Genomic DNA, 25,877 nt, shown 5'->3' with positions numbered 1-25,877 from the left:
AGTCAACGTGCAAGGTGGTGGCCGTGAAGCAACCGACTGACGGCGGGGCCCGCAGAGCCGTCTTCGCGCCGGTCGACAACCGGGCGCGCGTCGAGGCGGTCGTCCACCGGCTGGGCGACGCCATAGAGCTCGGACTGCTCGCCGACGGCGAGCAGCTGCCCGGCGAGAGCGAGCTGGCCGGGCGGCTCGGCGTGTCCACGGTGACCCTGCGGGAGGCGCTCATGGCGCTGCGGCAGCAGGGCCTGGTCACCACCCGCCGGGGCCGCGGCGGCGGCAGCTTCGTCTCGCTGCCCGACGTCCCGGGCGAGGAACGCCTCAGGGTCCGGCTGCGCGGCTGGAGCACCGAGGAACTGCGTGACCTCGGCGACCACTGGGCCGCCCTGTCCGGCACCGCGGCCCGGCTCGCGGCCGACCGCACGGAATCCGGCGACCTCGCACAACTGCGCCGTACGGCCCAGGAGTTGGCCAGCGCCGAGAACGCGGCGGCACGCAGCCGGGTGTACGGCAGGTTCCACGTGGAGCTGGCGGCTGCCGCGCAGTCGGCGCGGCTCACCCGGGAGCAGGTCGCGCTCCAGAGGGAGATCGGGGCACTGCTGTGTCTCGTGTTCGGCGACGACGCATATCGTGAAGAAGTGGCGGACCGTCACCGGTCCGTGATCTCGGCCGTGCAGGATGGGGCCCACGAAACGGCCCGCACGCTGGCCGAACGGTGCGTCCAGGACTCGGCGGCGCGGCTCATCGCCCTGCGCATGAGCCTGTAGGGCGGCCGTCCGGTCCCGTCCGCTGGAGTGCGCCATGAGCCAGAGCCCCGGCCTCGCCGGCGCGGCGGCCACGACACCGGCCGGCACCGCCGAGGAACACGTGTCCGCACAGGTGGGCCGGTGGCTGGAGGCGGTGTTCGACGCCGTCGCGCAGACCCGTGCCGACACGGCCGCGCTGCTGGCGCGGGTCGCCGCCGAGGGGCGCCGGCCCGCCACCGCCGACCTCGCGGCGCTGCGCCCGGGACTGCATCTGCGGCTGACCCGGGGCGAGTTGGTCTCCGGGGTCGGTTTCGTCGCGGCGCCCGGGCTGCTCGCGGATGTGCCGGCGTGGCTGGAGTGGTGGCAGACGAACGCCGAGGGGGACGTACGACCGCTGCTGCCCGAGCTCGACCCGGACCGGTCGGCGTACTCGGACTACACGCACTGGGACTGGTTCGCCCTGCCCCGCGACACCGGGCGGCGGGCGGTGGCCGGGCCGTACGTGGACTACCTCTGCTCCGACGAGTACAGCCTGACGCTGTCCGCGCCGGTGACGGTGGCGGGCCGGTTCGCGGGGGTGGCCGCGGCGGATGTCTACCTGCGGCACTTCGAGGCGGCCGTACTGCCCCTGCTGCGCCGGCTCCCCGGGCCCGCCCACCTGGTCAACGCCCGGGGCCGGGTGGCGGCCTCCGCGGATCCGGCACACCTCGCCGGGTCGCTCACGAAGGGGCCGGACTTCGCCGCCGTACTGGGGCGGGCGCGGACGCAGACGCTCGGCGGCTCGCGGCTGGTGCCCTGCCGGGGCGTGCCGCTGGTCCTGGTGGTGGGGGCGGGATGAGGCCTCGCGGGTGTCCGGCCCGGCGCCGTCGGCGACCTGAACGCCGACGGTGCCGGGTCAGGCCTCCGGTGCGGGGACGACGGTCAGATGGCTCGCCCCGGCGCGGGCACGGCGCGGGGCCGCGGCGGGGCGGCGGGGGTCGCGCAGCACCAGGGTGAGGCGGGTGTAGCCGAGGGCCTGAAGGGTCCTCGGGGTCTCGACGACGATCCGGCACTCGGTGGCGCCCCAGCGCGGGTCGGGGTGCAGCAGCGGGCGGACGGCGCCGTCGGGCTCGCCGGCGTCCTCGCCGACGGCGCGGATCCAGTGCGGCAGGCCCTGCCGGAAGGCGGCCTCCATGAGGGGGTCCTGGGCGATGTCCCGGCGGATCGCCTGCAGCCCGTGGTCGTGGGCGCCGAGCTCCCAGGCGGCCTTGAAGTGCGCCAGCATCGGCAGGCACCAGCTCGGTTCGTGCTCGCCGAGGACCGTGGCGGCGTCCGGGTGGAACAGGACGAACCTCAGGAAGTTGTCGCCCGGCATGGCCGTCGGATGCGGGCCGACGCCCCGGAAAAGTGTCTCGAAGGCGCTGTTGGCCAGGACGACGTCCCAGCGGTGGTCCACGACGAAGGACGGGAAGGGACCGGCTTGGAGCAGCGCGGCGTAGTCCTGGAGGTACGCCTGGGCCTCGAGACCCTCGGGGACGGGCCGCGGCGCCGGCCGCTGCCCTCCTGCCTGATGTGCCATCGGGAGGTCACCCCTCTTGCCTATGCGGCCTTCACGCGGCGCCCTGATCCTGCTGCCCCGAGAAGAGTGATGTCAACTATCGTGGCATTTCATGCCTGTTGACGGCTGAAATTGGCCACAGTTGTGGCGAGACCTGGATGTGAGTTCGAACCACCCGCTACTCTCCGGGAAGTTCACGGCAACCGTTTGTGATGAGCCTCGTGTAGAGCCTCTGAGAGACGTAGGAGATCTGTCGGTGACGGATGGCTACGAGGATCCGGGCGCCACGGCGACCGACCGGCTGCCGGCCGTCGTCGCCCGCGTCACCGCGCTCGCCGACCGGCTCGGTGTACCGCACGCGGAGGTCTTCGACGTCAGACGGCTCTCCGTCGGCTGCGGCGTCCCCGAGCCCGTGGTCGGGGCCCTGCTCGGCGGCCGGCCCGCGGGCGAGCGCGATGTGCAGGCACGGTTCCTGCAACGCCTGGACCTGCTGCGCCGCACCCGGCTGAAGACGAACGGGCGGAAGTACACCCAGCAGGAGATCGCCGACGGCGCGGGCATGTCCCGGCAGCAGGCGGGCGCTCTGATCAACGGTGACCGGCGTCCCACGATGGAGCACTGCGACGCGTTGCAGCGCTTCTTCCGGGTGCACGCCGGCTTCCTCACGGCGGAGGACCCCGAGGCCCTCGCGGGTACGTTGCAGCGCACCGAGCAGGAGCTGCTGCAGAAGCTCGCCGGCCGCGAGCGGGCGGCGGCCGAGGCCGCCGAGGATCCGCTGGAGCGGCTGTTGCAGGACCACGGTGTCCGGGGGATCGCCTGGCGGGCCGCACAGCTGCCCACCGACCAGCACCGCGACAAGGTCGCGGAGTGGCTGGACATGCTCCTGGAGAGCGTCAAGCGCCCTGAGCCGTGAGCAGTCGTGACCAGTCGTGAACCGAGGGAGAAGAGTGGGCATCGCCAGGGAGATGCGCCGCCTGTGCGGCGAGTTGGTCACCGAGCTGACCCTTCCCGCACCGGCGCGGCCGCACGACCTGTACACGGCCCTGTGCGACGCGATGAGCCGCCGCCGCGGCCGGCCCGTGGTGTTCCGGGCGGCCGGCTTCCCGCCCGGCACCGCCAGCGGGCTGTGGCTCGACATGGCCGACCGTGACCTGATCGTCGTCGAGGAACGCACCGCGCCCGACCACCAGCTCGTCATCCTCGGGCACGAGCTGTGGCACATGCAGGCCGACCACAGCGGCCACCACGTCGACGGCGTGGGGGTGGCCGCGCGGCTGCTGGACGACGCCCCGGACCAGCGGACCTTCGAGGCCACCGTGCGCAAGGTGGCCGCCCGGACCCGCTTCGACCTGGCCGAGGAGCGGGAGGCCGAGGCCTTCGGACTGCTCCTGGCCAGCAAGTGCCGCACCTGGCTCGCCGGTTCCTCGCTGCGCGGCCCCGTGCAGCGGGACGACGTGGCGGGCCGCATCGAGGCGTCACTGGGGTATCTCGGGCCGCAGGGCTGACCACGCGGTACGAAACGGCGGGGCCGGACCCGCGGTGGGGCGGCGTTGTCAGTGGTGGACGGCAAGCTGGAGGTACGCCGCCGGCCTGTGCGGCGTACGCGCTGCCAAGTGCGTGACCGTGACGCCCGACGGGGAGAGCCGACCGATGCCCACCGCCGTACTGACCGACCGCGAGCGTGCCGCCGTCCAGGCCTATCTGCGCTTGCTGCACACCGTGCGCGCCGCCCTGGACGGCCCACCCGGCCGAGTCCGTCCGGTCGTGGTCCCGCCCGCCGTGCTCGCCGAGGCCGAGCAGGCGCTCTCGGACGCCGGACTCGCGGGCAACGAGGAGCAGTTCTTCCGGCTGCTGCACGACTGGTGCCCTCCGTCCTGACGGCCCCGGTCCGGCGCCGGCCGCACGGCCGGCGCCCCCGGCGCACCCCGCTCAGGAATGCGGCACCACGACCGCCGTGGTGACCACGCCTCGCCGGATGCTCCAGCGCCCCTCGAACCGGCCGAGGCGACGGCCGCCCACCCACGGCCCCGGCACGAGGAGTTCGGCGTGCAGACGGCCCTGCGGGGCCGGGCCGGGCTCGGGGACGATCTCGATGTCGGCCTCGGAGAAGTCCAGCCACTGGCCGGTGAGCGGGAACCAGGCCTTGTAGACGGACTCCTTCGCGCTGAACAGGATCCGGTCCCAGTGCACCTCGGGCCGTTCCTCGGCGAGCCGGCGCAGACGGTCGGACTCGGCGGGCAGGAACACGTAGGAGACGACCTCCTCCGGCAGCACCTCGTGCGGTTCGGCGTCGATGCCGAGGGAGGCCAGGTCGGCGGCGCGGGCGAGGGCGGCGGCGCAGTAGTCCTCGCTGTGGGTCATGCTGCCGACCAGCCCGTCCGGCCAGCGCGGCGCGCCGCTCTCGCCGGTCAGCACGGGCTGCGCGGGTACGCCGAGCTTCTCCATGGCGAGCCGGGCGCAGGCGCGCACGGTGGAGAACTCGCGGCGGCGCTTGGCCACCGCCCGGGTCATGAGTGCCGCTTCCTCGGGGTAGAGCGGGGCGTCCCGGAGTCCGTCGTCACCGTGCGCTTCCACGGCCACGACCGAGTCCGGAAGCAGCTCCTCGATCACCGGATCCGACCTCCATCGGCAGAATGCGGCGCAGCCTTCCCGGTGGTTCCGGGCGCTTGCGCCACTCGCGGGGGTATCCCACGGACACCTCTTCGAAGCGGACGCCGTCGAGCCAGGTCGTCCGCGGGATGTGCAGATGACCGTAGACCATGGCGGCGACGCGGAATCTGCGGTGCCAGTCGGCGGTGAGCGCGGTGCCGCACCACATGGCGAACTCGGGGTGCCACAGGACGTCCATCGGGTGGCGGTCCAGCGGGTAGTGGTTGATCAGGACGGTGGGCAGGTCCTCGGGAAGCGCCGCCAGCCTGCGTTCCGTCGCGGCGACCCGGGCGCGGCACCAGGCCTCGCGGCTGGGGTAGGGGTCGGGGTGCAGCAGGTACTCGTCGTTGCACACGATGCCGGTGCCGTGCGCGTAGGCGAGGCCCTCCTCCTTGGTGGCGCACCCGTCGGGCAGCAAGGAGTAGTCGTACAGCAGGAACAGCGGTGCGACGACCACCGGGCCGCCGGGGCCGTGCCACACGGGGTAGGGGTCCTCGGGCGTCGTCACGCCCAGCTCGCGGCACACCTCGACGATGTGCTCGTAGCGGGGGACGCCGCGCAGGGGGACGGTCTCACGGGGGTGGGTCCACAGGTCGTGGTTGCCGGGGGACCACAGGACCTTGCGGAAGCGGCCGGCGAAGGTCTCCAGGACCCAGCGGATGTCGGCGACGGTCTCGGCCACGTCGCCCGCCACGATCAGCCAGTCCTCGTCCGAGTCGGGGCGCATCTGTTCGACGAGCGCGCGGTTCTCGGGGTACCCGATGTGCAGGTCGCTGATGGCCAGTAACTGCCCGGCCCCGCCGGCCGTCGACTCCACCCTGGCCCCTTCCGATCATGTCAGTCACACCACGAGAACACATTCGAGGTCACCGGACAAGAACAATCCGCGACAGTACGAGAACACGCCCCGAACGCCTGTTTCTCGAACTCCCGTTTCACAGTAGCGGCCGGACGGGTTGGCAGGACCGGCGAATCCGTAACACTCGCGTTGTACGCCGGACCGATTGAAAGCCGTATGATCGCCCCAACACCACCGCCACGATGGCCCTTCGCGCAGGGCGGTTCGGTGTCCCTCCATCCACCCTGCCCGGGCACGGGCCGCTGAGCCCTGCCCGAAAACCCCGAAAGGCGGCCTGCATGCTCTCTCGCGTACGCGTCTGGCTCAACCGCACGTACGCGGAGAACGTGTTCTTCATGGATCAGCTGCGGAGAAATCCCAGCGACCGGGCGGTCGAGATCCATGCCACGCACGGCGACCCCGACTCCCCCGTGCTGGCCGCGGCCGACACCGCGGACCTGGAGCCGGAGGGCCTGTCCCCGGCCGGGTACGTCGAGTACGCCCTGGACCAGTGCGCACGGCGCGGCATCGACGTGTTCGTGCCGCGCCTGCACCAGGCGGCGATCGTGGCGCACCGCGCCGACTTCGCCGCGGCCGGTACGGCGCTGCTGGCGCCGACGCCCGAGGCGGTCGCCGTGTTCGAGGACAAGGCGACCGCGTACGAGGCGATGGGCTCGGTCGGCGTGCCGGTGCCGCCGTGGCGACGGGTACGCACGGCGGACGAACTCCTGGCCGCCGTCGAGGAGTTGGAGGCGGACGGGCACAAGGCGTGCTTCAAGCCGGCCGCCGGTGCGGGCGGGGTGGGCTTCCGGGTGATCACGCGTGCGCCCTTCTCGCTCACGCATCTGAGCGGCTTTCCGGGGCCGTACGTGCCCTTGGACATGGTGCTGACGGCGGTACGGGAGGCCGACGAGCCGGTCGACTGGCTGGTGATGCCGCGCCTGTCGGAGCCGGAGGTGTCGGTGGACTGCCTGACCGGCCCCGACAACCGGGTCCGGCTGGCGGTGGGCCGCACCAAGAACGGCCGTCGCCGCGGCTTCACCCTCGACGAGCGGTGGCTGGCGCCCGCGCGGCTGATCGCGGGAGGTTTCGGGCTGCACTACCTGTCCAACATCCAGTTCCGGATGTTCGGCGAGCAGCCGGTGCTGCTCGACGTCAACACGCGCCCGGCCGGCGGCCTGCACCAGCTGTCCCTGTGCGGGATCAACGCCCCCTGGGCGGCGGTGCAGTTGGCGCTCGGCGAGGACCCGGGCGAGTTCGAGCCGCCGTTCCTGGGCCAGGACTACGCGGTGGTGTCCGGGCCGCGTCCGCTGCGCCCGGTGTCGCTGCCGCGGCAGCGTACGCAGGAGCCCGGGGTACTGCTGCCGGCGATGCCCGCCCCCGCGACCGAACCGGCCACCGGCGTCGCTGCACAAGCGGATGCCGCCGCGGCGGCCACCGCCCCGGCCTAGGCCCTGCCGGCCCGCCACCCTGCCGCCCTGCCGTACGAAAGCCCCGACTCACCCCCACCGGTCTGGACCAATCATGGCGTAGCCCCTTGACACCATGATTGGTCCATACCAACTTGGTTGCGCATCGCTTTCCGCACTCCCCGCACTCCCCGCACACCTTCGTGCACTCCCGAACACCCCACCACTTCAGGGAGATCGCGTGCGCAACACACTCCGGCGTTCCAGACGCCGTCTCCTCGCCCTGCTCGGCTCCGCTGCCCTGGCCCTCGCCGGGGCCATCGCCCTACCCGGCACCGCCCACGCGGCCAACGTCCTCACCAACCCGGGCTTCGAATCGGGCGGCCTCTCCCCCTGGACCTGCACCGGAAACCTCGGCTCGGTCGTCTCCTCCCCCGTGCACGGCGGCTCCAAGGCCCTGGCCGGGGCGGTGAGTTCGAGCGACAACGCCCAGTGCAGCCAGACCGTCTCCGTCCAGCCGAACACGACGTACAGCCTCAGCGGCTGGGTACGCGGCAGTTACGTCTACCTCGGCGTGAACGGCGGCGCCTCCACCTGGACGACGTCCCCGTCCGCCTACAGTCAGCTGTCGGTGTCCTTCACCACCGGCGCCTCCCAGACCAGCGCCACGATCTACGTCCACGGCTGGTACGCGCAGGGCACCTACTACGCCGACGACATCAGCCTGGACGGGCCGGGCGGGGGCGGCGGTTCGGACACCCAGGCGCCGACCGTGCCCACCGGGCTGAGCTCCACGGGCAAGACCTCCTCGAGCGTGTCGCTGAAGTGGAACGCCTCCTCGGACAACGTGGGCGTGACCGCGTACGACATCTACAGCGGCTCGAGCCAGGTCCTCAGCGTGTCCGGTACGTCCGCCACGGTCAGCGGCCTGTCGCCCAGCACCTCGTACACCTTCACCGTGAAGGCGCGGGACGCCGCCGGGAACACCTCCGCGGCCTCCAGCTCCGTGTCCGTCACGACCGATGCGGGCACCGGCGGCGGCACCGGCTTCAAGCAGGCCGCGCCCTATCTGTACGAGGGCTGGGGCGATCCCCCGAGCCCGAGCACGGTGATGAGCGCGACCGGCATCAAGTGGTTCACGATGGCCTTCGTGCTGGACTCCGGCGGCTGTACCCCCGCCTGGGACGGCAGCCGGCCGCTCACCGGCGGCGCCGACCAGAGCGCCATCAACGCCGTCCGCTCCGCCGGCGGTGACATCGTCCCGTCGTTCGGCGGCTGGCAGGGCAGCAAGCTCGGCGCCAACTGCTCCTCCGCGAGCGCGCTTTCCGGGGCCCTGCAGAAGGTGATCGACGCCTACTCCCTGAAGGCGATCGACATGGACATCGAGAACTCGGACGAGTTCGAGAACGAGGCCGTGCAGGCGAAGATCCTCACCGCGCTGAAGACCGTCAAGGCCAACAACCCCGGTCTGAAGACGATCGTCACCTTCGGCACGTCTACCACCGGCCCGACCTACTACGGCAACCGCCTCATCGAGCAGGCGCAGTCGCTCGGCGCGAACATCGACGTCTTCACGATCATGCCGTTCGACTTCGGCGGCGGCTCCGACATGTACGGCAACACCGTCAACGCCGCCGAGGGCCTGAAGACCAAGCTGAAGTCGACCTTCGGGTGGGACGACGCCACCGCCTACTCCCACATCGGCATCTCCGGCATGAACGGCCTGTCGGACCAGCAGGAGAACACCACCCCGGCGATCTGGACCCAGATCCGGGACTGGGCGAACTCCCACCACATCGCCCGGCTCGCCTTCTGGGCGGTCAACCGTGACCGGCCGTGCGCGGGCGGCGGCGTGGTGAGCAACTGCTCCGGCATCAGCCAGAACAACTGGCAGTTCACCTCGATCACGGCCGGCTTCACCGGCTGAGCCGTGCCGTCAGCGGCGTGGGGGTGCCCCGACCGGGTACCCCCACGCCCTCGCGATGTCCGCGAGCCGCGGCGGCAGTTCGGCCGTCGGGTCGGCGCGGCGGGCCGCCTGGATACGGCCCGACCTGATGGCCGGCGACCAGTCGCCGAGCTGCGGACGGAAGGCGCCGTGGTCCTTGGTGCCGTAGTCGAGCATGCCGCTCTCCCACTCGACGCCGGGGTACGCGCACAGGCCGCGCGTGGTCCGCTCCGGCTCGGCGGTGAGGTCCTCGTACCGCACCACATGGACGTCGAGGCTGTTCCGCGCCTCCTCCAGCTTCTCCGCGTAGCCGAGGACTTCGGCGTGTACGGCCGCAGGGTCGGGATGTCTGCGGCGGTCCGTCAGGGACGCGACGACCGCACCGGGGTGGCGCAGCAGCAGGATGTAACGCGCGTCGGGCCAACATCGGTGCAGCCGCGGCCAGACGAGGGTGTTGGGCGGTGTCTTGTCGACGATGACGTCCTTGCCGCTGCGGGCGAGTTCCAGGTGCAGCACCCGGTCCCACAGCACGTGTTCCAGCTCCTCCTTGTCGAGTTCGCGCGCCTGCATGGCGTCCGCCGTGAACTCGCGGGAGAGGTTGACGTGCAGGGTGCGCAGATGCATCTCGTGCGGGGCGCGGACACGGCTGTGGCTGTTGAGCAGGACCCGCAGCGGCGTCGAGCCGGAGCGCACGGAGGACAGGACGAAGACCGGCGACCGCACCAGGCGGGGAGCCCGCGGCGCGGCGTACGAGGCCCCCGGCGCGGTGCGCGGTGACGGTACGGCGTCCAGGTTCCGGCGCGGCGGGCTCACCGCCCGCGCCACCAGCCGTCCTCGACGCCTCGGTCCCTTACCGATCGCGGACATACGCGGCTCACGCACGCTGACACCTTTCTCTCGCCGTTCGCCCGCATCTCAGGGGCGGCGGGCGAACCCCAGGTGTCGCGGAAGCGAACACCCCTGGTCACGGCGGCCGGAAACACCGCCGCGACCAGGGGCTTTACCGCTTCCTTAATTCTTGATGGGAATGCCGGTTCAGAACCGGCCCGCCCCCCGGTACAGCTCCAGTTCCCCGTCGAGTTCGACGGCGAGCACGGTGGCGTACGGATCGAGGTCGGACGCGGCGGGCGGGTCGATCCACAGCACGCCGACGGCCTCGTGCAGCCCGCCGACGACCCGGTGGCCGAGCTCGGTACCGGTGCCGAGCACAGTCACCCTGCGGACCGGTGTGGCGAGTCCCCGGACGCCGATCTCGGCGCGCGGCGCGTCGAACAGGGTCAGATAGAGGGTGCGACGGTCCGCGGAGAGGGTGCTGGGCCCGTAGTGGTGCCCGGCGGGCAGCCCGCGCACCGTCCCGTACACGGCCTCGGCGTGCCTGCGGATCCACTCCCCCAGGCCTTCGAGCCGCTCGGCCTGCGGCTGCGGGATGGTGCCGTCCTCCATCGGCCCGACGCTGAGCAGCAGGTTGCCGCCCCCGCCGATGGTCTCGGTGAAGTACCGGATCAGCTGCGCGAGCGACTTGTGGTTGTGGTCGTGGTGCTGGTACCCCCACGAGTCGTTGATCGTCAGGCACAGCTCCCAGGGGCCGTCCGGCGGCACGATGGGGGCGCCCTGCTCGGGGGTGGCGTAGTCGCCCTCGCTGAGCATGCGGGCGTTGAAGACGACGTGCGGGACGTAGGAGCGGACGAGCGCGGCGAGTTCCTTGATGCGCCACTGCTCCTCGCTGCGGTCCCACTCGCCGTCGAACCACATCAGGTCGGGCCGGTAGCGGGAGGCCAGTTCACGGATCTGGCCGTCCCGGTAGGCGATGAACCTCTCCCAGGCGTCGAGGTCCTCGTCCTCGGCCGAGCACTCGGAGTACCGGTTGTCCTCCATCTCCGGTGGACGGCCCGGCTTGCGGGTGGTGGCGTAGTCGGGGTGGCTCCAGTCGGAGTGCGAGTAGTAGAGACCGACCTTCAGACCCTGCTCGCGCAGGGCGTCGGCGTACCCCGAGATGTAGTCGCGGCCCAGGTTGAGGTCGCCGTACGCGGTGTCCCACAGGGCGACACCGTCGTGGTGCCGGCTGGTCAGGACGGCGTACCTGGCGCCCGCGCGGGCGAACAGACCGGCCCACGCGCGCGGGTCGTAGTGCGCGCCGGTGAAACGGCCGAGCTGGGACATGTACCGGTCGTACGGCACGATGTCGTCGTAGAAGGACCACGACTCCTGGACGCCGTCGACGGCGTAGATGCCCCAGTGGACGAAGATCCCCAACTTGGCGTCGGTGAACCAGGGTTGCATGGCCACGGGTCAGCTCACCTCCGCCCGGCCGAGGCGCAGGGTCAGGATCTGGAAGGGCCGCAGGGCGACGGTCACCGCGCCGTCGGCGTCCCTGTCCGCGTCCGCCAGCGGCCGTTCCAGCAGGTCGGTCACCTGGGCGCCCGCGAGCGGGAAGCCGGTGCGCAGCACACCCTGGGCACGCCCGCCGCAGGACTCGTACAGGCGGACCACGACATCGCCCGAGGCGTCGTCGGCGAGCTTGACCGCCTCGACGGTGACACCCTCGCCCTCCACGGAGACGACCGGCTCGGGCGCCGGTTCGGGCGCCGGTTCGGGCGCCGGTTCGGGCGCCGGTTCGGGTGTGCCCGCCGAATCGGCCACGCGCAGGGGGAGGTTGAGGGCGTAGCCCTCGCCGACCGCGTCGGCGATGCTCGCGCCGGGCAGCAGGGAGTAGGTGAAACGGTGGCGGCCCTGGTCGGCGCCCGGGTCCGGGACGCGCGGGGCGCGGACCAGGCTGAGGCGGACCGTGGTCGTCGTGCCGCCGTCCTCGCGGACCGTGCGGGAGACGTCGTGGCCGTAGGTGGAGTCGTTGATGACCGCGACGCCGTAGCCGGGCTCGCCGATGTGCACCCAGCGGTGGCCGGAGACCTCGAAGCGGGCCGCCTCCCAGCTGGTGTTGGTGTGGGTGGGCCGCTGGACGTGGCCGAACTGGATCTCCGCGCTGGAGTGCGGGGCCCGGATGTCGACGGGGAAGCCCGCCTTGAGGATCTTCTCGGCCTCGTGCCAGTCGATGTCGGTCTCGAAGTCGATACGGGGGCTGCCGGCGCGCAGGGTGATCGTCTGGGTGATCTTCGAGCCCTTGCCGAAGCTGCGCTCCACGCGGATCGCGCCGAGCAGCGGGTCCTCCTCGACGACCGTCACGGAGTCCGGTTCGAGCAGGTCGGTGTAGCGGTTCTGGTAGTGCTTGTCGATGTCCCAGGCGTCCCAGTAGTTGGGGAGGTCGGTGTGCAGGCGGAGGAGGTTGCCGCGGTCGGCGAGGACCTCGCGCTGCATACGAAGATCGTATACAGACGACAGCGTGCCGTCTTCCGCCACCTCCACCCGTACCAGCCCGTTGTCGAGGACCCGGCCGCTCACCGTCACCGGCCGCGGCGGTTCGGCGACCCCGAGGGGCGCGCTGCCGCTCGCCGGCACCTCGACGTACGCCGGTGCACCGCCTTGCGTACGGACGACCTCCGCCCGGTCGAACGGGCTGGTGTTGAACACCCGGACCCCGCCGCCGCCCAGCGCGGCCACGGCCTCACACGTCAGCTCCTCCAGCTCGACCGCCACCCGCGCGTACTCGGCCTCCGCCTCGCGGTGCACCCAGGCGATCGACGATCCCGGGAGGATGTCGTGGAACTGGTGCAGCAGCACCGTCTTCCACAGCCGGTCCAGCCGCTCGTACGGGTAGGCGTAGCCCGGGGCGTGCAGCGCGGCCGTCGTCGCCCACAACTCCGCCTCGCGCAGCCGGTGTTCGCTGCGTCGGTTGCCCTGCTTGGTGCGGGCCTGCGAGGTGTACGTGGCCCGGTGCAGCTCCAGGTACAGCTCACCGACCCAGACCGGGGCGTCCGGGTACTCCTCGCGGGCCTTGGCGAAGAACGCGTCGGGGTGTTCGACCTCGACCCTCGGGGAGCCCTCCAGGTTCTTGAGCCGTCGCGCCCGCTCCATGATCTCGCGGGTCGGGCCGCCACCGCCGTCGCCCCAGCCGAACGGGGCGAGGGACCGGGTGGCGCCGCCCTTCTCGGAGTAGTTGCGCACGGCGCGGGACATCTCCTCGCCGCTGAAGCGGGCGTTGTAGGTGTCGATCGGCGGGAAGTGGGTGAAGATGCGGGTGCCGTCGATGCCCTCCCACCAGAAGGTGTGGTGGGGGAACTTGTTGGTCTGGTTCCAGGAGATCTTCTGGGTCAGGAACCACTCGTTGCCCGCGAGCTTGGCGAGCTGCGGGTAGGCGGCGGTGTAGCCGAAGGAGTCCGGCAGCCAGACGCCCTTGGTCTCGATGCCGAAGTGCTCGATGAAGAACCGCTTGCCGTGGACGAGTTGGCGGGCGATGGCCTCGCCGCCGGGCAGGTTGCCGTCGGCCTCCACCCACATGCCGCCGACCGGCGCCCACTGGCCCTTCTTCACCGACTCCTGGATCCGGGCCCAGACGTGCGGGTAGTTGTCGCGCACCCACTCGTACTGCTGGGCCTGGGAGCAGGCGAAGACGAACTCCTCGTACTCGTCGGCGAGGGACGTGACGTTGGAGAAGGTACGGGAGGTCTTGCGCTTGGTCTCGCGGATCGGCCACAGCCACGCCGAGTCGATGTGCGCGTGGCCGACGCCGGAGATCACGTGCGCGCTGGCGTGGGCGGGCTTGGCCAGCACCGGCTGGAGCACCGCGCGCACATCCGCCGCCGAGCCCGCGATGTCGTCCAGGTCCAGCAGGTCGAGGGAGCGGTCCAGCGCGTGCATGATCTCGTGCCGGCGCGGGTCGTGCTCGCCGAGCTCCAGCATCAGCTCGCGCAGCACCTGGATGTCGAGGTCGAGGTGCCAGACCTCCTCGTCGAGGACGGCGATGTCGGCGCGGCGGAATGTATACAGTGGACGGTCGCCTGCCGTCAGGACGTCGCCGAGCGGTGTCGGAGCCGCGAAGTCGTTCGCCAGGATGTCGGGGTTGGAGGCGGCCTCGACCAGGTAGTCGATGCTCTCGCCGCCCGCCGCCGGGTTGGCGATCGGCACGTACTGGTTGAGCGGGTTGACCGCCTTCAGCGGCCGTCCGTCGGTGAGGTGGACCAGGGCCTCGGCCTGGTTGCCCGGCCAGTCGCCCACGAAACCCAGGTCGATGACCGCCTCCACGCGCCGGCCGGCCCACTCGGCCGGCACCTGCCCGCGCATCCGGAACCAGGTCGTCCCCCAGGGCGGGCCCCACGGGGTGTCCATCGCGAAGGGCTTGAACGGGGCGGCCGCGGCCTCCTCGAACGGGACCGGCTCCCCCGGCGCCTGCCAGGCCTCGACAGCGAAGGGAACGGTGGCCGCGTAGACCGCGGGCTTGATGCGCTGGTTGTGGAGGCGTTCTACGCGCTCCTCGATCCGGCGGCGTTCGTCGTGCATGAGGGGTCTCCAGGGAGGGAGCGGGCTGGGAGGGGCGAGCCAGACGGGGGAAAGCGCTTTCCGACGAGAGACTACTTGAGGTAGTCCAGGCCGGGATGCACCTCGGTGTAGCCCTCGACGAGCCTGCGGGCCACATTCACGGAGTCGACGAGCGGGTGCAGCGCGAAGGCCTTCACGGCCGTCGTACGGGAGCCGGACTCGGCGGCGGCGAGCACCTCCCGCTCGACGGCCTTCACCGCGCAGACCAGCCCGGTGGCGTGGTCGGGCAGTGGGTCGACGGCGACCGGGTGGGCGCCGTTGGCGTCGACCAGGCACGGGACCTCGATGACGGCCTCGGCGTCGAGCACCGACAGGGTGCCGCGGTTGCGGACGTTGAGGATCAAGGTGGTGCGTTCGTCGCGGGCGATGGCCCGCATGAGGGCGAGGGCCACCTTCTCGTAGCCGCCGGAGAGGTCGTCGGCGTCGCGCTCACCGGCGCCCGCGGTCTCCCGGTTCTCGGCCATGTAGGTGGCCTCGCGTTCGGCGCGGGTGCGGTCCCAGGCCTTCAGGGCCGGCGCCCCCGGGTCCTTCATCTGCTCGTAGAAATGGCCCTGCTGGTCGCGCAGGAAGGCACCGCGGGTCTTCTCGGCCTCCTGATAGGCCCGTACGGCCTCGCGGTTGTAGTAGTAGTAGTGCAGGTATTCGTTCGGGACGGCGCCGAGCGACTGGAGCCAGTCGACGCCGAAGAGCTTGCCCTCCTCGAAGGAGCCGAGCAGGTCGGGATCGGCGAGCAGGCGCGGGAGTTCGTCACGGCCGGCGACGCGCAGGCCGCGGACCCAGCCGAGGTGGTTGAGGCCGACGTAGTCGATCCACGCCTCCTTCGGGTCCGCGCCGAGCACGCGGGCGATCCGGCGGCCGAGGCCCACCGGGGAGTCGCAGATGCCGATGACACGGTCGCCGAGGTGGCGGGACATCGCCTCGGTGACCAGGCCGGCCGGGTTGGTGAAGTTGATGACCCAGGCGTCCGGGGCGAGGCGGGCGACGCGCCGCGCGATGTCGACGACTGTAGGCACTGTTCGCAGACCGTATGCGATCCCGCCCGCGCCGACCGTCTCCTGCCCGAGCACGCCCTCCGCGAGCGCCACCCGCTCGTCGTTCGCCCGTCCCTCCAGACCGCCGACCCGGATCGCGGAGAACACGAAGTCGGCGCCGCTCAGTGCCTCGTCCAGGTCGGTCGTCGCCGTCACCGTGGGCGCGTCGGGGACCCCCGCGGCCTGCTCGGCCAGCACCCGGGTCACCGCCGACAGCCGCCCGGGGTCCAGATCGTGCAGCACGACCCGGGTGACCCGGCCCTCGGCGCGGTCCGACAGCAGCGCGCCGTACACGAGCGGCACACGAAACCCGCCGCCGCCCAGAATCGTCAGCTTCACGCTTGCACCTTTCCTGCCACGACCACCTCGACGCCCGCCTCCTCCATCGAGGAGCGGGTCGCCGGGTCGACCGGCGCGTTCGTCACCACCACGTCCAGGTCCTCGGGACCGCAGACCTTCGCCATCCCCGTACCCGGGAACTTGGCCGAGTCGGCGAGCAGGACGACTTTGCCGCTCGCTTTGATCATGGCCCGCTTCACCGGCACCTCGACGACCGTCGTGTCCATCACCTGCCCGCCCGGGCGCACACCGCTGGTGCCCAGGAAGAGCCAGTCGGCGTGCAGCTGGCGCAGGTTGTCCTCGGTGAGGAACCCGACCAGGGAGCGGTACTCGCGGCGGACCATGCCGCCGAGCAGCACCAGTTCGATGCCCTCGTCGTCGGCGAGTTCCTCGTAGACCACCAGGTTGCTGGTGATCACGGTGAGGCGGCGGCCGTGCAGCTGGCGGGCCAGGCGGTAGGCGGTGGTGCCGATGTCGAGCAGCACCGACTGACCGTCTTTGACCATCGCCGCGGCGTGCTCCGCTATCGCGTCCTTCTCCCGCACGCGCACCTCGGCGACCTCGGCGAAGGGCTGGTCGCCCTCCTCGGCGACCGCGCCGCCGTGCACCCGGGTGAGCAGGCCGTCGTCCTCGAGTTTGACCAGGTCACGCCTGATCGTGGCCGGGCTCACACCGAGCTGCTCGGAGAGATCGGTCACGGCCGCGGGGCCGCCGGAGCGCAGGGCCCGCAGGATGAGTTGGTGTCGTCGTTCTGCCAGCACGTCGTGAACACTACTCGTCATCTTCAATCATTTCCATGCTCAGTTCTGCTCGGGTATTGACCAAACTCGCGGAGCAGCGCACGATTCCGGGCATTGAATTTTCAAAGTTCTGACGAGCCGACGAGAGGACGCTTCCGTGGACGACGACCGGCCCGATGTGCTGCTGACCGGGCTGCTCTTCTACGACCTCGTCCTCACCGGACTGGGCAAGCCGCCGACACCCGGCGAGGAGATCTGGACGACGGGGATGGGCTGCGGCCCCGGCGGCATCGCCAATCTCGCCGTGGCGGCCGCCCGGTTCGGCCTGCGCACCTCACTGGCCACGGTCTTCGGAGACGACTTCTACGGCGCCCACTGCCGCGAGATCCTCGCAGGCCAGGAGCGCGTCGACCTCTCCCTCTCCCGCGTCGCGGAGCACTGGCCCACCCCGGTCACCGTCTGCCTCGCCCAGGGCCAGGACCGGGCCCTCGTCACCCACGGCCAGGAGCCCCCCTTCTCGCAGGACGCGCTGATGGGCGACCCTCCCGAGGCACGCACGGCCCTCGTGCACCTCGAGGCCGAACCACGCGAGTGGCTCGCCAAGGCCGCCGCGAACGGCACCCGGATCTACGCCGACGTCGGCTGGGACCCCACCCAGCAGTGGTCCACCGGCCTCCTGGAGCAGCTCTCCCTGTGCCACGCCTTCCTCCCCAACGAGACCGAGGCGATGGCATACACCCGCACCGACAGCGCGGTCGCCGCCCTCGGCGCGCTCTCCGAACTGGTGCCGGTGGCCGTGGTGACCCGGGGCGGCGACGGCGCGATGGCCGTCGACCAGACGACCGGCGAGTACGCGGAGGTCCCCGCCCTCGACGTCGACGTCCTCGACGCGACGGGCGCCGGCGACGTCTTCGGCGCGAGTTTCGTCGCGGCCTCCCTCGGCGGCTGGCCGCTCCAGGAGCGGCTGCGGTTCGCCGTCCTGGCCGCCGGGCTGTCCGTCCAGCACCACGGCGGCGCGCCGGCGGCCCCCGGCTGGTACGGCGTCGACCGCTGGTGGCGCTCGCTGACCGACCCCGGACTGCGCCGGGCGTACGGCTTCCTCGCGGACCGGCTGCCGGCCGACCCCGGCCCTCCCGTCCGCTACGCCCCGGTCACCCCTCCCGCACCGCAGCACTGATCCCCGTACATCCGCGAAGCCGCGCGTTCGCGGCGTCGCGCGAAGATCCCGAAAGGCGGTGGGAGCTGTGCGGCTCTCACGAAGAGGCCTGCTGCGCGCCGGCCTGGCCGGCACGGCCGCCACGGCCCTCGGCGGCCTGGCGTCCGGCTGCGCCGTTCCGACCGGTTCGACCGGCCGGAACATGGTCCTGTGGTACTGGGACGGCGGCCTCGGCGACACGGTCGTGAAGCGGGCCAAGGCCCGTTACGACAGCACGGTCGCCCTGCAAGCGATCAAGATCGGCGGCTACTACCGCTCCAAGCTGATCACCACCATGGCCGGCCGGGCGCACGTCCCCGACATCGCGGGACTCAAGGGCGAGGACATGGCGTCCTACCTGCCCAACGCCGACCAGTTCGTGGACCTGCGGACCCTGGGCGCCGACAAGTACAAGAGCCAGTACCTGCCGTGGAAGTGGGAACAGGGCATCGCCGACGACGGCGCGATGATCGGCTTCCCGATCGACTGCGGCCCGGTCGCGCACCTCTACCAGTACGAGGTCTTCCGCAAGGCGGGACTGCCGTACGAGCCCGCGGACGTGTCGAAGGAACTGGACACCTGGGAGAAGTTCTTCGCCGCGGGCGAGCGGCTCAGGAAGCGGATCCCCGGGACCTCCCTGCTGACCGACGTCAACAGCGTGTTCGAGAACGCGGTGCAGCAGGGCGCCAAGCGGTACGTCGACAAGGACCGCCACTTCATCGGCGACCAGGAACACGTGCGCCACGCCTGGGACCTGGCCGTCCAGGCCAAACGGCGGGGGCTCGTCTCGAACCTGGTCACCGGCACCCCGGACGAGCTCTCGGCCGTCGAGGACGGCAAACTGCCCAGCCAGCTGGGCGCCTCCTGGGCGACGTACGACCTGAAGAACGGCGTGCCGAAGACCAAGGGCAAGTGGCGGGTCGCCGACATGCCCGTGCGGCCCGCCAACAACGGCGGCTCCTTCCTGTCGGTCACCAAGGCGTGCCGGGAACCCGAGCGGGCCTTCGAGATCATCGCCTGGATGCTGAACGCGGCCAACCAGGCCCAGGGTTACGTCGACGCGGGCCTGTTCCCCTCCACCCCCGTCTCGTACGGCCTGAAGCAACTGCGCGAACCGGATCCCTTCTTCGGCGGCCAGATCACCACGGACGTCTTCGGACCCGCCGCCCAGAAGATCGCGGTCGCCTACAACAGCCCGTACGACATCGCGCTCGGGCAGCCGGTCAAGGACGAGATCAAGAACGTCGGTGTCCTCGGCAAGGACCCGGAGAAGGCCTGGAGTGACGCCATGAGCAAGTGCCGGCGCATCGCGAAGCACCTGGGGGTGAGCTACTGATGGCCACCGCCCCCGCACTGGAGAAGCCCCCGGCGGCGACGGCGGCACCAGCCGCCGCGCGGCCCCGGAGCGGCCTGCGCAAGTACTGGCACCTCTACGCCGCGATCTCGCCCTTCTACCTCCTCTTCCTCGCCTTCGGCCTGATCCCCGTCGGCTTCTCGCTCTACCTGTCCTTCCACCGCTGGGACGGGCTCGGCTCGATGGAGTGGGCGGGCCTGGGGCAGTACCAGTACCTGCTGAGCGACAGCGACTTCTGGCAGTCGATCGGGAACACGATCGTCATCTGGGCGCTGGCCACCTTCCCCATGATCGCCCTGGCGATGGTCACCGCCGTCATGCTCAATTCGGCGGTCCGCTTCAAGAACCTCTACCGCGTCGCCTACTTCCTGCCGAACGTCACCTCCGTGGTCGCCATCGCGATCATCTTCGGCTCGGTGTTCTCCACCAACTTCGGCCTGGTCAACGCCCTCCTCCAGGCGGTCGGCCTGGACCAGGTGGCCTGGCTGAACACACCGTGGGGCATCAAGGTCGCCATCGCGACGCTGATGACCTGGCAGTGGACCGGCTACAACGCGATCATCTTCCTCGCCGGCCTCCAGACGATCCCCGGTGAACTGTACGAGGTCGCGCGCATGGACGGGGCCGGGCCCGTACAGACGTTCCTCCGGGTGACGCTGCCGCTGCTGCGCCCGACGCTGCTGTTCGTGCTCGTCGTATCGACCGTCACCGGCCTGCAGAGCTTCTCCGAACCGCAGGTGCTGCTCCAGAACACCTCCAACGACTCGACGTTCTCGGGTGGTCCGGGGCACGCGGGCCGGACGATGGTCCTCTACTTCTTCCAGCAGACCTTCGACAACAACGACTTCGGTTACGGCGCCGCCGTGGCCTGGGGCATCTTCCTCGTCGTCATCCTCTTCTCGATCATCAACTGGCGCCTGGTGCAGCGCCGGGACGAAGACTAGGGGGCCGTCACCATGGCATCCATCCAAGGCACACGCCGGCCCAGGCCCGTCAAGGGCACCCGCGGCAGGGGCATCGCGCTGCACGCCGTGCTGGTCGTCGGCCTGCTCCTGTCGGCCTTCCCGTTCTACTGGGCCGTGATCATGTCGACGCACACGTCGTCGGAGATCTTCTCCTACCCGCCCAAGCTGCTGCCCGGCTCGCACTTCCTCGAGAACCTCCGCCATCTCTTCGACAACATCGACTTCTTCGGCTCGATGTTCAACTCGCTGCTGGTCGCGGGCGCGGTGACCTTCCTGGTCCTGTTCTTCGACTCGCTGGCCGCGTTCGTCTTCGCCAAGTTCGAGTTCCCCGGCCGCAAGGTGCTCTTCGCGCTCCTGATGGCGATCTTCATGGTGCCGACGCAGCTCCAGGTCATCCCGCAGTTCGTGATCATGGCGAAGCTCGGCTGGATCGGCTCGATGACGGCGCTGATCGTGCCCGCGGCGGCCAACGCGTTCGGCATCTTCTGGATGCGCCAGTACATGAAGAGCGCCATCCACGACGAACTGCTCGACGCCTCGAAGCTCGACGGCGCGAACTTCCTGCGCCAGTACTGGCACGTGGCGCTCCCCGTGGTCCGGCCGGGCCTCGCCTTCCTCGGCATCTTCACCTTCATGGGCCAGTGGAACGACTACGCCTGGCCCCTGATCGCCCTCACCAATCCGGACAACGTCACCCTTCAGGTGGCCCTGTCCCAGCTCAACGGCGTGCACGGCACCACCGACTACGGCATGGTCATGACCGGCGCGCTGCTCGCCCTGATCCCCCTGCTGATCGTGTTCGCGATCGGCGCCCGGCAGATGATCGGCGATCTCGCCAAGGGGGCCATCAAATGACGGACCCGCTGCTCGCGCTCCGGCCCTGGGAGGCCCCCGAGGTGACCTCCTGGCGGCGGCTGCCGATGAACGCCGTGGACCGGCGCCCTGGTGCGGTGCCCCTGGACGGGGCATGGCGCTTCCAACTGCTGTCCGCGCCGGACGCGCCGCTCGCCGACGCATGGTCCTCGGCATGCGTGCCCGGCGTCTGGACGATGCAGGACACGGTCGACCTGCCGCAGTACACCAATGTCCGTATGCCGTATACGGAATACCCTCCGCTGTCGCCCGCCGCCAACCCGACGGGCGTCTACGAGCGTGAGGTCGACGTCCCCGCCGAGTGGGCCGGCCGCCGGATCGTGCTCCAGGTCGGCGCCGCCGAGAGCGTTCTCCTGGTACACGTGGACGGACAGCCCGTCGGCGTCTCCAAGGACTCCCACCTCGCGGCCGAGTTCGACCTGACGGACGTGGTCCGCCCCGGAGAGCGGGCGGTCCTGCGGCTGACGGTGGTGAAGTGGTCGGACGCCTCGCACATCGAGGACCAGGACCACTGGTGGCACGGCGGGATCACCCGGTCGGTGCTGCTGTACACGACGGATCCGCTGCATCTGGCCGACGTCACCGTACGGGCGCGGCACAGCGGCGAGCTCACGGTGGACTGCCAGGTGCGGGACGCGGGCGGCGGGGCGCTGCCCGAAGGGTGGTACATCAGCGGGGATCTGGACGGACACCCCGTGGCCCAGGACGCCGAGTTCGACCGGGCCAACGCCGACGACGAGCGGGTCTCCGACTTCCTCGGCGAGGCGCGGCTGCGGACCACCGTGCCCGAGGTGCGCACCTGGAACGCCGAGCTGCCGGAACTCTACGACCTGTCCGTCCGGCTGCACCGCGCGGACGGCACGGTCGCCGACACCTTCCGCCACCAGGTGGGTTTCCGCGACGTGGCGATCGTCGGCCGGGATCTGCTGGTCAACGGCGAACGGGTGTTCATCCGGGGCGTCAACCGGCACGACTTCCATCCGCTGACCGGCCGGACCGTGAGTGACGACGACATGCGCGCGGACCTCACCCTGCTGAAGCGTTTCGGCTTCAACGCGATCCGCACCTCCCACTACCCGAACGACCCCTCCCTGTACGACCTCGCCGACGAGCTGGGCTTCTACGTCGTCGACGAGGCGGACATCGAGTCGCACGACCACGCCCATGAGATCGCCGACGACCCGCGTTATCTGAACGCCTTCGTCGACCGTGTCTCGCGGATGGTGCTCAGGGACAAGAACCACCCGTCGGTGATCATCTGGTCGCTGGGCAACGAGTCCGACTACGGCGCGAACCACGACGCGGCGGCGGGCTGGGTGCGGCGGCACGACCCGACCCGGCCCCTGCAGTACGAGGGCGCCGCCAAGCGTGGCTGGGCGGACCCGGACGTGGCCTCCGACATCGCCTGTCCAATGTATGAACCGATCGAAGACTGTATTGCACATGCGCTGTCCGGCGAACAGACGAAGCCGCTGATCCAGTGCGAGTACTCGCACGCCATGGGCAACAGCAACGGCACCCTCGCCGACCACTGGGCTGCCATCGAGTCCACCCCGGGTCTTCAGGGCGGCTTCATCTGGGAGTTCTGGGACCACGGAATCCTGCAGCGCGTGAGTGACGGAAGACCGGCCGGGCGCACGGGCGCCGGGCTGTATGCGAACGGTGTCGCCGCGCCCGGCCACCGGTGGGCGTACGGCGGTGACTTCGGCGAGAGCGTCCATGACGGCGCGTTCGTCGCGGACGGGGTCGTCTTCCCGGACCGCACCCCGAAGCCGGCCCTCTACGAACACCGTGAGATCGCGGCGCCGGTCCGCATCCGGTGTTTCCGGCACGAGGGGCTGGTGCTCGCCAACCACCAGCACTTCCGCGGTCTGGACTGGCTGGCCGCCGAGTGGGAGCTGTCCCTGGCCGACGGCCGCACGCTGACCGCGCCGGCCGAACTGCCCGATCTGCGGCCGGGCGAGACGGCGGCGGTGCCACTGCCCCTCGAACTGCCGCGGGACGGCGGCGAGGCGTGGCTGACACTGCGGGTGACGACGGCCCGGGACGAGGCGTGGGCGCCGCGCGGCACCGAGGTGTGCGCGCCGCAGGTGCGGCTGCGGGCGGCTGCCGCACCGGCGGCCCCGGCCCCGGACCTGCCCGCTGTGACCGCCGTGACCGCCGTGACTGCCGCGCGGCGGCCCGTCGAGGTCGACGCCGACGGCCTCCTGGTCCATCCCCTGCTGACCGCCGCGCCCGTTCTGTCCCTGTGGCGGGCGCCCACCGACAACGACGAGCTGGGCGGCGTCGCGCTGCGCTGGCGGGCGTGGGGGCTCGACGCCCTGGTCCGGGGGCTCGTCTCCGTGAACCGTGCGGGCGGCCGGGTGACCGTACTCGCGGAGTACGCCGGGACGGTCGGCGTCATCCGGCACGGCCAGGAGTTCACGCCCGTCGAGGGCGGCATCCGGGTGGCCGAATGGGCCGAGCTGCCGGAGGAGTTCGACGACGTGGCGCGGGTCGGGTCGGTCTTCGAGACGGTGGCGGGCCCGAACCTGCTGGAATGGTTCGGGCAGGGCCCCTGGGAGTCGTACCCGGACCGCAGCACCGGCGCGCCCGTCGGTCATCACGCGCTCTCCGTCGACGAGTTGTTCACCCCGTATCTGCGGCCGCAGGAGAGCGGCGGCCGGCACGGAGTACGGCGCTTCACCCTGTCGGCGCCCGACGCCACCGGACTCGCGGTGGAGCTGGACGAGCCCCGCCAGGTGTCCGTCACCCGTTACCGCGCCGAGGATCTGACCGCCGCCTCCCATCATGACGAACTGGTGCCGCGCCCCGGGTGCGTCGTGCACATCGACGCGGCACACCGTGGCGTGGGCACGGCGTCCTGCGGCCCCGACACCGCGCCCTCCTACCTGATCCCCGCGGGCGTCCACCACTGGAGCTGGACACTGCGCGTCCTCTGAATCCCCCGGCGTCACCATCCTCACGGAGCACACGTGTGTACTTCGCATGACCACAACCAGGGCGAGGCCGCGCAGGCCGGCGCCGGCAGACGCAGTTTCCTCAGAGCCACGGCGCTCCTCGGCGCCGTCGCCACGGCAGGGGTCGCGCTGCCGGCCGCCGACGCCGAGGCCGCCCCGGCGTCGGCGGCCGGCCCGCGCCCGGATCCCGACAGCCGGCGCTTCACCCTCGCCGTGATGCCCGACACCCAGTACCTCTTCGACGGCCCCAGCATCGACAAGGCGCCGGTGGAGGCGTCCCTGCGCTACCTCCTCGAGCACAGCAGGGACGAGAACATCGTCTTCCTCTCCCACCTCGGCGACCTCACGCAGAACGGCGCCAAGGACGAATTCGCCGCGATCGGCGAGGCGTTCGGGATCCTCGACCGGCGGGGTGTCGGCTACAGCGTCCTCGCCGGCAACCACGACGTGAAGTCCTCCACGGACGACCAGCGCGGCCCGACACCGTACCTGGACGCCTTCGGACCGCAACGCCTCAAGGACAAGCCGACGTTCGGGGGTGCCTCCGCGGACGGCTACAACACCTACCACCTGTTCAAGGCCGCGGGGCGCGAGTGGATGGTGCTGGCGCTGGACTGGCGGCTGTCGGCGAAGGGGTACGCCTGGGCGAAGGACGTCCTCGCGCGGCATCCGAAAACGCCCGTCATCCTCACCACGCACGAACTGGTCGTCGAGGACGACCAGTTGTCGACGTACGGACAGCAGCTGTGGGACCAGCTGATCGAGGACCACGACCAGATCTTCCTGACCCTGAACGGCCACTACTGGCCGGCGGGCCGGACGACCCGCGAGAACGCGGCGGGCAACGAGGTGCACCTGCACCTCACGAACTACCAGAACCGCTACTTCGGCGGCGCGGCGATGATCCGTCTCTACCGCTTCGACCTGGACCGGAACGTCATCGACGTGGAGACGGTCTCCCCGTGGATCCTGGGCCGGGCCGCGAAGGGCCTGAACGAGCTGGAGCGGCAGGAGATCGAGCTGAGCGGCGACGCCGACCGCTTCTCGGTGGAGATCGACTTCGCGAAACGTTTCTCCGGATTCGCCGCGGTCCCGGCACGCCCGGCGCGCCCCGCGTCCAGGCTACTGATCCCCGGCACGGTGGCCTACTGGCGCTTCGACGGACACGACGAGGGTACGGCCGTCACGGGCACCGTCCGCGACCTGTCCGGACGCGGCAACGACCTCACCCTCGTGACGGTGGGCGGCGGCGCCCTGACCTGGTCCGACGACCACCATCCCGACCAGCCCGGCCACGGCAGCCTGGAGTTCCAGGGCTACAAGTCGCCGCTGAAGGGCGCGTATCTGAGGACGGTCGACGGCGCACCGATCAACTCGTCCGGCTTCAAGGACGGTTACACCATCGAGGCGTTCTACCGGCTGCCCGCCGACTGGGACCCCGACCACAACGCCTGGTCCGGCATCGTCAGCCGCACCGGCACGGGCGGCGCCGCCGGCAAGACCGCCGACGACCCCGACGAGCCCCTCGCCACACTGTCGCTGTCCAACGACCGCGAGCCGCAGTGGGCGATGCGCCCGCTCAACCAGGAGGGCATCGCCACCAACTGGGGCCAGGAGACCCCGCTGGAGACCTGGTGGCATCTCGCGGTCGTCAACGACGGCACGCACACCACCCTGTACGTCGAGGGCTGCCCGGTCGTCCGCAACCCGAAGGCCGCCGCGGCCGGCATCACCTCCGTCGGACTGCCGTGGCTGCTCGGCGGCTACGAGTACGCCGGCAAGATCGACCAGATCCTGCACGGGCGCCTCGGCGACGTCCGGATCGTCGCGCGGGCGCTGCCCGTCACCTCCTTCATGAACCACTGATGCCCT

Annotated in this window: 21 protein-coding genes; 13 read left to right on the top strand and 8 right to left on the bottom strand. The window is 71.1% G+C overall.

Features of this window, described 5'->3' with window-relative positions; all coding sequences use genetic code 11:
• Positions 1-17 precede the first annotated feature (17 nt).
• Together ABZ915_RS18485 and ABZ915_RS18480 are read left to right on the top strand one after the other, a co-directional pair.
• The gene (locus ABZ915_RS18485) at positions 18-761 is read left to right on the top strand and encodes a GntR family transcriptional regulator (RefSeq protein WP_361803534.1); all 744 of its coding nucleotides are present in this window, start codon (positions 18-20) and stop codon (positions 759-761) included.
• Positions 762-795: 34 nt separating this feature from the next.
• A complete protein-coding gene (locus ABZ915_RS18480; protein WP_361803531.1) occupies positions 796-1,578 on the top strand; it encodes a cache domain-containing protein in 783 nt (260 codons plus the stop codon).
• Between the two features lie 57 nt (positions 1,579-1,635).
• Here ABZ915_RS18480 and ABZ915_RS18475 read toward each other — a convergent pair whose 3' ends face one another.
• The gene (locus tag ABZ915_RS18475) at positions 1,636-2,298 is read right to left on the bottom strand and encodes a hypothetical protein (RefSeq protein WP_361803528.1); all 663 of its coding nucleotides are present in this window, start codon (positions 2,296-2,298) and stop codon (positions 1,636-1,638) included.
• A 235-nt stretch (positions 2,299-2,533) separates the two neighbouring features.
• Between ABZ915_RS18475 and ABZ915_RS18470 the strand changes: the two genes are divergently transcribed.
• The 3 genes from ABZ915_RS18470 (at position 2,534) to ABZ915_RS18460 (ending at position 4,155) form a co-directional block, all read left to right on the top strand.
• Entirely contained in the window at positions 2,534-3,190 is a 657-nt protein-coding gene (locus ABZ915_RS18470; RefSeq protein ID WP_361803525.1) for a helix-turn-helix transcriptional regulator, read from the top strand.
• Positions 3,191-3,242: 52 nt separating this feature from the next.
• On the top strand, positions 3,243-3,782 hold the full coding sequence (locus ABZ915_RS18465; protein WP_361803883.1) for a toxin-antitoxin system, toxin component: 540 nt from the start codon (positions 3,243-3,245) through the stop codon (positions 3,780-3,782).
• Between the two features lie 145 nt (positions 3,783-3,927).
• On the top strand, positions 3,928-4,155 hold the full coding sequence (locus ABZ915_RS18460; RefSeq protein WP_361803522.1) for a hypothetical protein: 228 nt from the start codon (positions 3,928-3,930) through the stop codon (positions 4,153-4,155).
• A 51-nt stretch (positions 4,156-4,206) separates the two neighbouring features.
• On the opposite strand, the gene ABZ915_RS18455 is transcribed toward ABZ915_RS18460, so the two are convergent.
• Positions 4,207-4,887, bottom strand: a complete 681-nt coding sequence (locus ABZ915_RS18455) for a 4'-phosphopantetheinyl transferase superfamily protein (protein ID WP_361803519.1) — start codon at positions 4,885-4,887, stop codon at positions 4,207-4,209.
• On the bottom strand, positions 4,835-5,743 hold the full coding sequence (locus ABZ915_RS18450; protein WP_361803516.1) for a metallophosphoesterase: 909 nt from the start codon (positions 5,741-5,743) through the stop codon (positions 4,835-4,837). The genes ABZ915_RS18455 and ABZ915_RS18450 overlap by 53 nt, the downstream gene beginning before the upstream one ends.
• 320 nt (positions 5,744-6,063) lie before the next feature.
• Between ABZ915_RS18450 and ABZ915_RS18445 the strand changes: the two genes are divergently transcribed.
• Together ABZ915_RS18445 and ABZ915_RS18440 are read left to right on the top strand one after the other, a co-directional pair.
• Entirely contained in the window at positions 6,064-7,215 is a 1,152-nt protein-coding gene (locus tag ABZ915_RS18445) for an ATP-grasp domain-containing protein (protein WP_361803513.1), read from the top strand.
• Positions 7,216-7,414: 199 nt separating this feature from the next.
• Entirely contained in the window at positions 7,415-9,100 is a 1,686-nt protein-coding gene (locus ABZ915_RS18440) for a carbohydrate binding domain-containing protein (RefSeq protein ID WP_361803511.1), read from the top strand.
• Positions 9,101-9,109: 9 nt separating this feature from the next.
• Here the strand turns inward: ABZ915_RS18440 and ABZ915_RS18435 are convergent, their stop codons facing one another.
• The 5 genes from ABZ915_RS18435 to ABZ915_RS18415 all read right to left on the bottom strand — a co-directional run bounded on the left by ABZ915_RS18435 (position 9,110) and on the right by ABZ915_RS18415 (position 16,679).
• Positions 9,110-10,000, bottom strand: a complete 891-nt coding sequence (locus ABZ915_RS18435; RefSeq protein ID WP_361803508.1) for a sulfotransferase — start codon at positions 9,998-10,000, stop codon at positions 9,110-9,112.
• A gap of 153 nt (positions 10,001-10,153) precedes the next feature.
• Positions 10,154-11,404 (bottom strand): alpha-L-fucosidase, encoded by a 1,251-nt coding sequence (locus ABZ915_RS18430; protein WP_361803505.1) that lies wholly within the window; start codon positions 11,402-11,404, stop codon positions 10,154-10,156.
• Positions 11,405-11,407: 3 nt separating this feature from the next.
• Positions 11,408-14,509: a glycoside hydrolase family 38 C-terminal domain-containing protein gene (locus ABZ915_RS18425; protein WP_361803502.1), complete on the bottom strand. Its 3,102-nt coding sequence runs from the start codon at positions 14,507-14,509 to the stop codon at positions 11,408-11,410.
• A 71-nt stretch (positions 14,510-14,580) separates the two neighbouring features.
• On the bottom strand, positions 14,581-15,918 hold the full coding sequence (locus tag ABZ915_RS18420) for a 6-phospho-beta-glucosidase (RefSeq protein ID WP_361803499.1): 1,338 nt from the start codon (positions 15,916-15,918) through the stop codon (positions 14,581-14,583).
• Positions 15,915-16,679, bottom strand: a complete 765-nt coding sequence (locus ABZ915_RS18415) for a DeoR/GlpR family DNA-binding transcription regulator (RefSeq protein WP_361803880.1) — start codon at positions 16,677-16,679, stop codon at positions 15,915-15,917. Before ABZ915_RS18415 ends, ABZ915_RS18420 begins: the two co-directional genes overlap by 4 nt.
• A 136-nt stretch (positions 16,680-16,815) precedes the next feature.
• On the opposite strand from ABZ915_RS18415, the gene ABZ915_RS18410 reads away from it, so the two are divergent.
• The 6 genes from ABZ915_RS18410 to ABZ915_RS18385 all read left to right on the top strand — a co-directional run bounded on the left by ABZ915_RS18410 (position 16,816) and on the right by ABZ915_RS18385 (position 25,871).
• Complete coding sequence (locus ABZ915_RS18410; protein ID WP_361803496.1) at positions 16,816-17,835, top strand: carbohydrate kinase family protein; 1,020 nt, start codon at positions 16,816-16,818, stop codon at positions 17,833-17,835.
• Between the two features lie 67 nt (positions 17,836-17,902).
• A complete protein-coding gene (locus tag ABZ915_RS18405) occupies positions 17,903-19,189 on the top strand; it encodes an extracellular solute-binding protein (protein ID WP_361803493.1) in 1,287 nt (428 codons plus the stop codon).
• Positions 19,189-20,151 carry a sugar ABC transporter permease gene (locus ABZ915_RS18400; RefSeq protein ID WP_361803490.1) on the top strand — a complete coding sequence of 321 codons (963 nt, stop codon included), beginning with the start codon at positions 19,189-19,191 and terminating at the stop codon, positions 20,149-20,151. Before ABZ915_RS18405 ends, ABZ915_RS18400 begins: the two co-directional genes overlap by 1 nt.
• Before the next feature lie 12 nt (positions 20,152-20,163).
• Positions 20,164-21,027 carry a carbohydrate ABC transporter permease gene (locus tag ABZ915_RS18395; protein ID WP_361803487.1) on the top strand — a complete coding sequence of 288 codons (864 nt, stop codon included), beginning with the start codon at positions 20,164-20,166 and terminating at the stop codon, positions 21,025-21,027.
• Entirely contained in the window at positions 21,024-23,987 is a 2,964-nt protein-coding gene (locus ABZ915_RS18390; protein ID WP_361803484.1) for a glycoside hydrolase family 2 TIM barrel-domain containing protein, read from the top strand. Before ABZ915_RS18395 ends, ABZ915_RS18390 begins: the two co-directional genes overlap by 4 nt.
• 33 nt (positions 23,988-24,020) lie before the next feature.
• On the top strand, positions 24,021-25,871 hold the full coding sequence (locus ABZ915_RS18385) for a LamG-like jellyroll fold domain-containing protein (RefSeq protein WP_361803482.1): 1,851 nt from the start codon (positions 24,021-24,023) through the stop codon (positions 25,869-25,871).
• Positions 25,872-25,877: the final 6 nt, after the last annotated feature.

It is taken from the genome of Streptomyces sp. NPDC046915, assembly GCF_040644935.1.
Classification (GTDB): domain Bacteria; phylum Actinomycetota; class Actinomycetes; order Streptomycetales; family Streptomycetaceae; genus Streptomyces.
Note: the sequence above shows the minus strand (reverse complement) of the source record. Positions and strands in the feature narration are given on the sequence as shown.